Raw genomic sequence first — 12213 nt, forward strand, 5'->3', positions numbered from 1 at the left:
GCGCTTATTCCGTTCCTGTGGATCTATCTACATAGCTATTCTGCTGTGCGCTACCTCCCCCCAACGAAATAGCTGCGAAAAGTGCACTTAAAATAGAGTGAAAGGTACGGAAGCGGGAAATAGTTGCACAACCTACAGTTAAAAGTGGCGATAACGATGTAAAGTGGGAATTAGAGTAATCTAGATGTACTCTGTGCAGCTAAACTTAGCGTTAGAGGGAATTGGTCGGATTTAGATGTACTTTGTGCATCTGTTGATTAACAAAAAGGTGGAATACATCTAAAGGTCTCCCAAAAACTTATACTCTCTACTATGCTGAAAAAGCCCCCAGAATATACATTCTGGGGGCTTTGTTAAAATATAAGAAAGTATAAGTTTGACTTTATACTCTATCTTTTATATTTCCACAGAGACGGGTACCGTCCTTGAAAAAGGACAGCACAGCCATTTCTGCTTGGCTTGCAGCATAACAAGCTATATATTTAACCCCTGTCAACCAAGTTAAGATGGTTACAGTTGGTCCCTTTAGCACAGATGGGTTACAGAATAAATGACTTCCAACACAACAAAAGCCCTACCTCTCTTTTGTCCTTACGGCTCCAATGACCGCGCCAGTGTGAATCAGATACGTCCTTAAAACTCTACTTCATTAGGGTTTGTTAAAATAGAAATTTCAAACTTCATTAGGTGAAGGGTTATTCTTCTTGCGAGGAACGCTATGGGGTTAAATTTCAAAATACAAATCTAATCATAGCACAAATAAATTCGGATAGCAACCTATTTGTGCTACAAATTAAAATAAGGATTACGCCATATCCAAAACGCCATAACGTTAGAGTTCAATGATCTTTGTAGCGATGTTGTTATAAAAATTACTGTCATGCTCTACAAAAAGAATGGTTGGTGAGTATTCAAGTAGTAATTCTTCAATTTGCATGCGAGAAATAATATCGATAAAATTAAGCGGTTCATCCCAAATATGCAAATGAACGTTCTCACAAAGGCTTTTTGCAATCAGCACCTTTTTCTTTTGACCGCCGCTAAAATCTGAAATATCCTTCTCAAACTGAACTCTGGAAAAATCAAGTTTTCTTAAAATAGATTTAAAAAGGCTTTCATCAATTCCACTGTTTCTAGCGAAGTCCGTTAAATTGCCCTGTAAATGTGAGGTGTCCTGTGAAACATAGGATATTTTAAGCTGACTTCCCATCCTGAAGGTGCCAGTATAGTTGATATGATCACCGCAAATAAGTTTGATAATACTTGATTTACCGGAGCCATTTATACCTGAAAGTGCAATTCGTTCACCTTGTTCAATCGTAAAACTTATATCTGTGCATACCATCTTATCACCGTAATAAATCGAGACATGTTCAAATTCCGCAAGTTGGCTTTTATGAAAAGAAAGTTGTGAGATCTTTAAGCTGTCAGAGTCTTCAATGTTTTTAAGCAGCATAGACCTTTCATCAATTGCAGATTGCTGTCTTTGCTCAATTGTTTTAGAGCGCGTCATCATTTTAGCAGCCTTATGACCAACATACCCTTTATCTAGCTTGGAACCGGAATTTCTTGTGCCGTTTTTAGTATTTTCCACTTCGTGTGACCAGTTGCCCGTTCGTTTAGCAGCATCCGACAAGCGTTTAATGTCCTTTTTTAGTTTTTCGTTCTCTGCAAGCTCAAAGTTATCTTGTCTCTTTTTATTCTCCCACCAATCAGAGAAATGCCCCTTTTGAATTTCTATGTTCGTTTTATTAATTGAAAGTATGTGATCTACGCAATTATCAAGAAATGATCTGTCATGGGATACTAGAATAAACCCGCTTTTGGTACTGAGATAATCACTGACAAGTTTTCTTGCACTCATGTCAAGATGATTAGTTGGTTCATCAATTAATAGAAAATGATTCTCCTTAAGAAATAATGTAGCCAATAGCACTTTCGTTTGCTCTCCGTTGGACAATGAATCAAAGGGCCGATATAAAACATCCTCAGAAACCTTTAGCAATGAAAGTTCACGCATTAATTGCCAGTGAAGATAGTCTGGAACAATGTCGTTGATCACATCGAGAGTATTACTTTCCTTGTTTTCGACAGGGAAAGGGAAATATTCAAAACTAACATGAGCAGAAATATGTCCACTGTATTCATATTTACCAAGCAACAAGCTGAGGAATGTTGTCTTCCCTCTGCCATTTCTCCCCGTAAAACCTAATTTCCAATTCGTATCGATTTGAAAACTTACGTTCTCAAATATGTTATCGTAACTGCCATCATAGGCAAAAGATAAGTTTGTAACATTGATTAATGACATAATATTATCCTCCTGTATACAAAAATAAGAGCTACAAGAAAGTAACCTTCTTGTAGCTCAAATAAATACAGCAAACCCAACCCGCGCTAGGGTTAGATATGGATATATCGATTGAGTGAAAAGAAGAAGTAACTTTCTTGCATATAAAGAATAAAACATGCGAAATAAGTCGCATACATTGTTTTATCAATTTACATGTTAGCAAGAAATATACATTCTACTTTTCAACTCCAATTCATTCATTTGCAAATATTCTATCATAGTCATTTCTTAATTTCAATAAGTAAAACCGGCTACTATTACTCTTCTTTCGAGACTAAAGTGTAATTGTCATTCGTAATTGTAAGCAAATCTTGTATACCTGAAGATGCAATGATTTTCTTATCGTTAGTAATAAATAAGGCATGAGTATGCTCTAAACTCTCAATGAATGCTAGACCTTCCTCAATACCTAAGGCGAACAAAGTGGTAGATAGCCCATCGGCATCGATGGATTTATCAGTTAAGATTGTGACACTATTAATATTATTTTCAACCGGAAAACCTGTATTGTAGTCTAGAATATGGTGATAGTGCTTACCATTCTCTACGAAATAACGTTCATACACACCTGAGGTTACAATGGTCATATTGTCTACATGGATGTTGCCGATTGGGTTCCCACGAGATTCATCTGGATCTTGAATACCGATGGTCCATAATTTATCTCCCGGCTTCTTCCCCATAGCAAACACATTTCCTCCAAGGTCAACGATAGCGCTGCTAAACCCTTCTGATTGTAAATATTCAACGATTTTATCTGCTGCGAACCCCTTGGCTATAGAGCCAAGGTCAAGAGACATCCCTTTTTCAGTGAGATACACTTCACGCTTGTCCGGATAGAGATTTACGTTCTTATAATTGCTAAGTAGTATCGCCTCATTGATCTTATCGGTTGGGGGTACTTTGGCACCTTCATTACCAATATTCCATAGTGAAACTAGGGGGCCGATGGCCATATTGAACCGACCTTCAGAGCGTTCGGAATATTCATAAGCTGCAGATATGACATGGAAGGTATCCTCAGAGACTTGCACAGGCTTTACGCCCGCGTTACGATTAACGTCGGCGACTTCGCTCTTGTCATTACTACGGTTCATTTGAATCTCAATCGTATCGAGAATATTCTGAATATCATCGAAATTCTTCTCTGTCGTTTTATCATCGTACACTTTCACTTGAACAATCGTATCAAATACATAGAAGGATTTGGCTACAGGCTCAACCTTTGAGTTAGAGGATGATTTGGAATTTCCACACCCTGCTAAGACGATCATCAGGCATAGCATTAGCAGCCATGGTGCATGTTTGAATGGTTTCATAATGTTCCCTCATTTTCAGCGCATTTTCGAGATGGATTATAACAAAAATAACGAGGAAAGGAAAGGATTAGCATCATTTTGACAAATAGATATAGAACGAATACGAATAAGACATTGAAGCTTTTTCAGAAGATAGGTATAATTAAGACGTGTCCATTTTAAACAATTAAAATATAAGGGAGTTATCCATGAAACGCGGAGACCTACTGATTATTACGATCATTGCTGCTGTGGCTTTATTCTTCCTAGTTCCAAGATGGTTCCCCGGAGATGCTAGTGAAAATAATCACATTGGAAATTTGACGGCCGACATTACTTTGAATGGTAAGCTTTTTCAGACGATTGAGTTGACGAAAGAAGAACAAATCATCGAGATTAAATCAACGAATGGAACGAATGTTATTAAAGTGCATGACTATGGTGTGGAAATGTATGATACGGATTGCCCAGATAAAGTATGTCAAACCTTTGGATTTATTGACCGACCTAAACAGAGTATCATTTGTTTGCCCCACCGGGTTATGGTTGAAATCAATGGCGTGCAAGATGTAGGAGATGAGCCAGATGTCATTGTCAACTGAGGAATCTACTCGTATGTTGAAAAGAATAGTGATTGTAGCGATATTTGCTGCAGTAGCTGTTGTTCTCAGTATAGTAGAATCTATTATCCCTGTTAATCTTCAAATTCCAGGTGCCAAATTAGGACTAGCGAACATCATGATTCTGACCTGTTTATTTTTTTTAAGAGGTAGAGATGCACTTATGTTAGTTATATTAAAGACTATTATTACAGCTTTTATCTTTGGAACATTCTCTAGCATGTTGTTCAGCCTATTCGGCTCACTATTTAGCTTTATCGTCATGTTCATGGTGATTAAGTTAGGTCGTAATCAAGTCAGTTTAATTGGAGTAAGTGTTATAGGCGGCGTCGGACATAATTTCGGACAAATTACAGCGGCGTCGATTGTTTTCCAAACATCGAATATTTATTATTATATGCCATTGCTATTGTTGACAGGTCTTGTTACTGGTGTGTTGATTGGAATTGCAGTCAAATACCTAGTACCTTCTTTAACGAAGCTATCTTTATTTGAGGAGTTTCAGGGTGATGGTTTAGGCAAGCGCCAGTATACAGGAGATGAACCTGAAGCTGTAAATCTAGAGCATAGAGACTCGATCACCATGCAAGGACAGAACGGTTCAGCTCTTGAACTTCAAGATGTAACCTATGGATACGCGAAAGATCAGCTCGTTATAGACGGTGTATCATTAAGCATTCCACAAGGACAATGGGTGACTTTGGTCGGAGCGAATGGCTCTGGCAAATCAACACTCGTCAAGCTCTTGAATGGTCTTCTTCCGAAAAGCGCAGGATCCATCGTGGTGAAGGGACTAGAACTGCAATCAGATACAATCGGGAGAATTAGGCAGACGATAGGAATGGTCTTCCAGAATCCAGATAATCAATTTGTCGGTACGACGGTTGAAGATGATATTGTTTTTGGTCTTGAGAGCCAATGCCTTCCTATAGAAGTGATGGAGGAAAGGGTGGAAACCTACGCCGCAAAGTTTGGAATTGCCGACTTGTTACACAAGCACCCGAGTGAGTTATCAGGGGGGCAGAAGCAACGTGTAGCCATTGCATCTATATTAAGCATGGAGCCGGAAGTGGTTATTTTTGATGAAGCCTCTTCCATGCTAGATGAGAAGACTCGAAATGATCTGATGATTATTTTGTCTGATATGCATAAGAGTGGACGGTATACAATTGTTTCGATTACGCATGATGCGCAGGAGATTGCGGCTTCAGAGCGAGTGCTCATATTGCACGAAGGTAAGCTTATTGCAGATAGAACACCAACGGAACTATTTCGGGATGAGTCTATGCTAGAGATGTGTCATTTGACAGCTCCATTTGCCTTTAGGCTAAGAAATGAGTTGTATAGGCATGGAGTAGACATTCCGGTTCCTAGTGATGAAGAGGAGCTTATAGAGGCGCTATGGCCATTACATTCAAACAAGTGAATTATGAGTATGATGCTAACAGTATGTGGAGTCAAGCCGCCCTCGAAGGGGTCGATTTGCATTTAGAGGCAGGTAAGTTAGTAGGCATAGTTGGTGCGACAGGTTCTGGCAAATCGACATTGTTGCAGATGTTCAATGGAATATTGAAACCGACCTCAGGAACTGTTCAGGTACTTGATCTTACGATGGTAGCCGGAGAGAAATCTCCAAAGCTTCAGCAATTGCGTAAAAGAGTCGGGCTTGTCTTTCAATTTCCTGAACAGCAATTATTTGAAGATACGGTGGAGAAGGACCTATGCTTCGGCCCTATGAACTTCGGATTAAGTTTGGAAGAAGCAAAGGAACGCGCACATGTAGCGATGGAAAGAATGGGATTAGACTTGGACTTACTCTCTCGTAATCCGTTTCAGCTGAGTGGCGGACAAATGCGCAAGGTAGCGATTGCTTCGGTACTCGCTATGGACCCTGATATATTAGTGCTCGATGAACCGACAGCTACGCTCGATCCAGTCAGTAGAGCAGAACTTATTCAATTGTTATATCGTTTGTGTCGGGAGGAAGGTAGAACGATCATAATAGTCACGCATCGGATGGATGAGTTACTTCCTTTTGCAGATCAGTGGATAGTTCTACACGAAGGTAGAACGGTATTTCAAGGGGGCGTACGAGCCTTCGTTGCACAGGCGGATCAAATGGAGAACTACGGAATAGCTATTCCAGAGTCTATCCGTTATTGGCGTGCGCTGTCTGAGAAGTTCGGATGGAGTGAAGAAGAACCTTGCTTGAGTGCAGAGGCTATGTCCAATAGGATTGCGCAATCGGTTGACTCAGAGGATGTACAAGGGGAAGAGGGATCGGTATGAGCGAGAAATTGCTAATCGGCCGAACTATTGATACAGGATCATGGGTGCATAGCCTGGATCCTCGTGCGAAGATGATTGCGATGCTTCTGTATGTTGTTATGATCATTATGTCTAACACATGGATAGAAATGGTTTGTATGCTTCTGTTCTCGATGACAGTCATAGCTTCAACGCGTATTCATATAAAGTATTATGTTCGAGCTGCTAAGCCATTATGGATATTGATGGTCTTTATATTTATTGTTCAGTGTATAAAAGTTGTGGATAAGAATGGAATCGTACTCATAAGTATTGGTTCATGGGATTTATATCTAGAAGGATTTCGCTTAGGACTATTTGCTGTCTTAAGGATGGTGTTCCTTGTGTCTTTCACAGCGATCCTAACATTCACAACGACACCGGGACGCCTTAACCAGGGGCTTGAGGGTGTGCTAAAGCCACTTCACTGGATTAAGATATCTCCTGACCGTCTTACGCTTATGATTAGCATCGCCCTTCGATTTATTCCAAGTATTCTAGAGGAAACGGAGATTATACTCAAGGCCCAAGCCTCAAGAGGAGCAGATTTAAAGGAACTCCCGTGGAAAGAGAAGGGGAAAATGTTGGTTTCTTTGCTTGTACCTGTAACGGTAGGTGCATTTAGAAGGGCGGAGGATCTAGTTCACTCCATGGAATCAAGAGGATTTCGTATAAGAGAGCCACGAACAAAGTATCACCGTTTGGTATGGAGGAAGAGAGACACCCTATTTATTAGTTTATTTATCATCATGGTCATTGTTGTTGGATGGATATCAAGTTCTGTAAGTGGAGATATTTGGACGCTCTAAAAAGTCGTGGAGATGAAAGAAGCAGATGGATTTTAAAAAGGTGATTTATAAAGGTAAGCAATTTGGCGAACTAGTGATGTTCTCGCATACATTATTTTCACTACCTTTTGCGGTTATTTCAATGGTATGGGCTGCGAGCGGCTGGCCTTCTTGGTGGGTTATGATCTGGGGGTTAATTGCCCTAGTCGCTGCTCGAAACGGAGCCAACGCCTTCAATAGATTGGCTGATCGTTGGTTTGATGAACAGAACCCGCGGACGGCATCAAGGCATCTGCCGCAGAAGTTATTGCAGACGAGAGAAGTTTCTATTTTTGTTATTATTAATTACATTTTATTTGTATTCGCGGCATGTATGTTAAACCCGTTATGTATGATATTATCACCTGTAGCGATTCTTCTGATTACCGTGTATTCATACACGAAGCGGTTTACATGGCTCAGCCATCTATATCTCGGGTTCGTGATCGCATCCGCTCCTATAGGAGCATGGTTTGCCGTAACAGGGCAGTTCGCCTTTACACCCTTTGTGTTAGGAACGGTTGTCATGCTCTGGATTGCTGGGTTTGATGTTATATATGGAACACAGGATATTGAGTTCGACCGTACTCATGGGTTATGGTCTATCCCTAGCTTCTTCGGTCTGAAGTCAGCGCTTTGGATGGCCAAAGGAATGCATGCCATTATGGTGTTGTTGTTATTGAGCCTCTATTTCTTCAGAGATTTGAGTTGGATGTATCTGATTGGATTAGGCATTGCGGCCATACTGCTCATGGTGGAGCATGGCATTATACAACCGAACAAACCTACATTAATGAAAGTTGCCTCGTATCATTTAAATCAAGTCATCAGTATGGTTATTGTGGCTTGTACTTTATTAGATTTCTTTCTAGTGTCTTGATTAAACCGTTCATTATATATCGAAAGATGGGCTATCCCATAAGGAGCCACTGAAAAAGCCAGTTCACATTTGTGTGGGAGGCCGCGACGATGACGGATTGTCCTTACGATCGCAGAATAAGAATAAGACAATTCTCCCGGTTTTAACTGTCATCCGTGCACTTATTTCTTGCAAGCCAACCTATTTTGCTAATATAAGTGTTGTTTAGTCACTTATTCAGTTCCCGTGGATCTTACTCCCTCCGCAACCGCACGGAATTCACCTTAAAGGTCTCCGTAGAAACTTATACTTTTCCTATGTTAAAAAAGACAAAGATTGTGAACCCTTTGTCTTCTTTATCCGGTATATTAGGTTAGCTTTCTTAAGTTACTTGGTTACTTTTAACTGAATGCTGTTGGATTGGTAGATCAATTCTACTTTGTACTGGCTTGGCAAACCAACGGTTTCAACAGAAGAGAATGCGCCATTCCGTTCATTAAACGTGATAATCGTGTTACCATTAACGGGAATATAATTTTCCGTGAAATTTAGGCGTAATTTTCCGTTGAGTGTAGCCTCTTTATTGATTTTGAGCAGATCAGTTTTACTACCGATGTTAAGCTCGAGTGTACCTTGCGCAGATTGTTTATAATGTTCACCGATAATCAGTTGTCCGGCGACATCTTCCCGGATAGTTCCTCCGTTGTTCGTCACACTCGCTGTTCCGAAAGCTGTCTTCGAATGACCTTCTAGTGTACCTTCCTCAATCTGTGTTCCTCCAGAATACGTATTGTTGCCTTCGAGCTTCAATTCGCCGGTTCCCTTTTTCGTCAAACTTCCAATGCCAGAAATATCGTTACGCCAGCTATCTAATGCATGGAACCCGCCCTTTTTAGAATCCATGGTCACTGTTACGTTATTAGCAAATGCGCCATAACCATCTGCAGCCGCAAAGAGATTAAGCCGTCCCCATCCCTCTGCATCATCAAGCACGGGGTAACCTGAGGGAAGACCCGTAGTAGCTAGTACCCAACGGCGCTGGATGTTATCAAGGTAAGGAAGACGTGTTTCAAGCAGTACTTCAGCTCCTTTAGGAACGACCATTGGCGAATTTATAGAGTCAACCTTGCTGAAGCCATATGTTAAACGTTCGGTATAGCTTTTTTTGTTCATGGCGTAATCGCTGTATAGATCCGTGCTTGTACCGGTTTGCGTTAATAGTTCACTGTGTGCTTCCTGATAAGCGGCCTGTTTCAAACTATCATTGTCTGGATCAGATAGGATAGCGGCGGACACCGCAGTTGCCATGACGCGTCCTCCGATGACATCAAGCGGTGAATGCATCCCGGCAACAATACGATTGTTACCAACCTCTGAAGCGCGAGTTAGTAGTTCCTGATAACGCTCTGGCACGGCATAGGCTAGCGCGTAAGCACTGAGATATGCGGCATTCGTATGACCGCTAGGAAATCCGCCATCCTTACTTGGGTCAGAATTTTGCACAGGAATGAGTGTCGAAACTACGAGAGAGTTGTCGACCCAACGGAACGGGCGGGGATAATTAAAGTACGCCTTAGCTGGATTCGTCGTGGAAAATTCACCGCGTAAAGTATTAACCAACCCTACCATGTTACCCAGACTAGAGTCTGTGCTACCTGCGTTGTTGCCTTCATCACTGTATTTTTGCGTTGTGGCATCTGCTGCGACATCATTGATCGTTGTGGTAGCTTCTGCTTTAGCTCGGTATGTATCAGCATGCGAACCCAGACCGTCGATCACGCTGTAGCTCTGCTTTCTGCGGTCATCCAAGTATGCTGCATCAGCCTCAGCGGCAGTGCGGCGAGTATACGTGTTAAACACTTTTAGAATATTGAGATTCAGGACGCTATCGTTCAGCTTGGTACCCGTATTCCAGGTCGATCCCGCAGTCCACAGCTTATTAAATCCGGATAGTAAGTTGATTGTCGGATTTGAATCTACTGTTGAATTATCCGCTTTATTATTTTTGTAATTATCTACAAAATACCCCGCAGACGGTGCTGCTGGTAAAGTAACTGTTGTGGGAGGTGTTGCCGCATTAGCGTAACTTCCCCCTAGGGAACTTAGAAGTAAGGGTACAGATAGCACAGCTACGGTTACTTGTTTCTTTATTAATTTCATTCTTGAATCATATCCTCTCTAGTTGACAATCTAGATATGAATTATATATCTCGATTGTTAACTGGAGAGCATACTTTTGTTAATTTAAAAATTAATGAGAAGAAAGGGGTAGAATCAAGGGGAACAATGTATAAATAAGAAAATATATGTTTAAATGGTATCAAAAAAACTGGAAGAGTCGCAAAAGTAGGACTTTCCAGTAATTTGGATACATCTATTAATGATCGCGTCGAGCGAAGTAATGTAGCAAGGATTGAAGATCCCGATGTGCGGGAAAAGAGGTTAACTGGTCAATAATACATTGGGCTTTCTCCAAATAATGTTGACTGAGCTGTTCTGTCTGTTCCAGTGCTCCAGAGGAGCGAATGGCATCCATAGCATTATTAATCTCTTCTGTGGTAGAAGTGGCATTTATAGACCGTATAGTAACCGCCAGCTCAGCTCTTTGCAGAGCATATATGACTGGTAAAGTGACTTGTCCCTGAATGAGATCGCTACCCACCGGTTTACCTAGAAGTTCAGGGCTCTGGGTGAAGTCAAGTAGATCGTCTTGAATCTGAAACGACAACCCAAGGTACTCGCCAAATAGATATAATAGTTCCGCGACTTCAGGTTCAGTTTCTGTAGATAAAGCGCCAACACGTAGACAGGTAGCCATTAACTGAGCAGTCTTATTACGTGATTTCTCTAAATACTGTTCCAATGTGAAATCATAGTTATATCTATGTTCAAGTTGCTCATATTCACCTAGGCAAAGCTGGGCGGTGGCGATTGCTGACAAGTCATGGACATAATGATTTCTTTGAGAGGAACCTTCAGAGAGAAGTTCGATAATTCGTGCAGACATATAGCTGCCAATATAAACGGCTTCTGATACACCTGTATTGATATGCATAGCGGGTTGCCCCCTGCGCATATCAGATCGATCGATGATATCATCATGAACAAGTGAAGCTGCATGAATAAATTCTGCTGCTGCAGCTAATTGAATCTGTCGATGTCCAGATGTTGTGGTGCCAAATCTACTTCCTACAATGACCATCAAAGGTCGGATCCTTTTACCGCCTGAACGAATAAGTGTAAGGATACTTTTAGATATAATGGAGGAAGAAGGTACATCTTTATCTGATCTGACGATATGCTCAATGGTCCTGTTGATGCGAGGTAGATTAATATTTAGACTCTCATGTAGTTTCATCTTTACCCTACCTGTTCAACGGCTGTACAGTTCGCATGACGTTGAAATTCAATATTTAAGAACTGTTCCAAGCAGGTGGATAACAACTCAACTTCGGAATGTCCCTCAGCCCATTTGATTTGCCATTTCTTGATGTGGGGCGCCAGGAATGAGATCAGATCGTATTCTTTATACTGGAGGGCTAGTTGAATATAAAGGCTGTATAAATAATCTCCATCCAACACCTTGCGGGTTAGATTAGGATCAGAATAGTGGCAGTCTTTATGACGGCTTGTGGCAAGCTTCAACACGGTGTAAAGTGCTAGAAGATGAACTTTGCGCTCATAAGCTAGGTCATAACTATTCAATAGTGATTCCACAACCGGCATGTCCGTCCAATCGATGTCCAACGTAATTCCAGCTTTAGGTGAACATTCAGCCTGGAGTAAACGGATGGTTTCATTCATAAGTTGTGTGTGCATATGCTTCACCCCTTGGAATCGGTTTTGTAGTCGTAATTTGTAGTTCAAAATCATCTAGAAATAATTAGAGTAATGTGCGAATAGCACATTACTCTAATTTACCTATATTGGTAATTTATCAATGAATACT

General features: G+C 41.0%; 10 protein-coding genes. 5 read left to right on the plus strand and 5 right to left on the minus strand.

The features are described from left to right. Nucleotides 1-832: 832 nt before the first annotated feature. Together AC1TO8_RS12895 and AC1TO8_RS12900 are read right to left on the minus strand one after the other, a co-directional pair. Nucleotides 833-2311 (minus strand): Lsa family ABC-F type ribosomal protection protein, encoded by a 1479-nt coding sequence (locus AC1TO8_RS12895; protein ID WP_482056030.1) that lies wholly within the window; start codon nucleotides 2309-2311, stop codon nucleotides 833-835. A gap of 299 nt (nucleotides 2312-2610) precedes the next feature. Next, complete coding sequence (locus tag AC1TO8_RS12900; protein WP_482056031.1) at nucleotides 2611-3672, minus strand: FAD:protein FMN transferase; 1062 nt, start codon at nucleotides 3670-3672, stop codon at nucleotides 2611-2613. A gap of 188 nt (nucleotides 3673-3860) precedes the next feature. Between AC1TO8_RS12900 and AC1TO8_RS12905 the strand changes: the two genes are divergently transcribed. The 5 genes from AC1TO8_RS12905 to AC1TO8_RS12925 are packed head-to-tail and all read left to right on the plus strand — an operon-like array spanning nucleotide 3861 to nucleotide 8285. Then, nucleotides 3861-4253 (plus strand): NusG domain II-containing protein, encoded by a 393-nt coding sequence (locus AC1TO8_RS12905; protein ID WP_482056032.1) that lies wholly within the window; start codon nucleotides 3861-3863, stop codon nucleotides 4251-4253. Beyond that, on the plus strand, nucleotides 4237-5697 hold the full coding sequence (locus tag AC1TO8_RS12910) for an energy-coupling factor transporter ATPase (protein WP_482056033.1): 1461 nt from the start codon (nucleotides 4237-4239) through the stop codon (nucleotides 5695-5697). The genes AC1TO8_RS12905 and AC1TO8_RS12910 overlap by 17 nt, the downstream gene beginning before the upstream one ends. Next, nucleotides 5673-6560 (plus strand): energy-coupling factor transporter ATPase, encoded by an 888-nt coding sequence (locus AC1TO8_RS12915; RefSeq protein WP_482056034.1) that lies wholly within the window; start codon nucleotides 5673-5675, stop codon nucleotides 6558-6560. The genes AC1TO8_RS12910 and AC1TO8_RS12915 overlap by 25 nt, the downstream gene beginning before the upstream one ends. After that, nucleotides 6557-7387, plus strand: a complete 831-nt coding sequence (locus AC1TO8_RS12920) for an energy-coupling factor transporter transmembrane component T family protein (protein WP_482056035.1) — start codon at nucleotides 6557-6559, stop codon at nucleotides 7385-7387. Before AC1TO8_RS12915 ends, AC1TO8_RS12920 begins: the two co-directional genes overlap by 4 nt. Before the next feature lie 25 nt (nucleotides 7388-7412). Next, on the plus strand, nucleotides 7413-8285 hold the full coding sequence (locus AC1TO8_RS12925) for a UbiA-like polyprenyltransferase (RefSeq protein WP_482056036.1): 873 nt from the start codon (nucleotides 7413-7415) through the stop codon (nucleotides 8283-8285). Nucleotides 8286-8651: 366 nt separating this feature from the next. Here the strand turns inward: AC1TO8_RS12925 and AC1TO8_RS12930 are convergent, their stop codons facing one another. The 3 genes from AC1TO8_RS12930 to AC1TO8_RS12940 all read right to left on the minus strand — a co-directional run bounded on the left by AC1TO8_RS12930 (nucleotide 8652) and on the right by AC1TO8_RS12940 (nucleotide 12083). Further along, nucleotides 8652-10424 (minus strand): acid phosphatase, encoded by a 1773-nt coding sequence (locus AC1TO8_RS12930; RefSeq protein ID WP_482056037.1) that lies wholly within the window; start codon nucleotides 10422-10424, stop codon nucleotides 8652-8654. A 217-nt stretch (nucleotides 10425-10641) separates the two neighbouring features. After that, nucleotides 10642-11622, minus strand: a complete 981-nt coding sequence (locus tag AC1TO8_RS12935; RefSeq protein WP_482056038.1) for a polyprenyl synthetase family protein — start codon at nucleotides 11620-11622, stop codon at nucleotides 10642-10644. 2 nt (nucleotides 11623-11624) lie between these two features. Further along, nucleotides 11625-12083 carry a hypothetical protein gene (locus AC1TO8_RS12940; RefSeq protein WP_482056039.1) on the minus strand — a complete coding sequence of 153 codons (459 nt, stop codon included), beginning with the start codon at nucleotides 12081-12083 and terminating at the stop codon, nucleotides 11625-11627. Nucleotides 12084-12213: the final 130 nt, after the last annotated feature.

It is taken from the genome of Paenibacillus sp. Y859 (assembly GCF_056786405.1).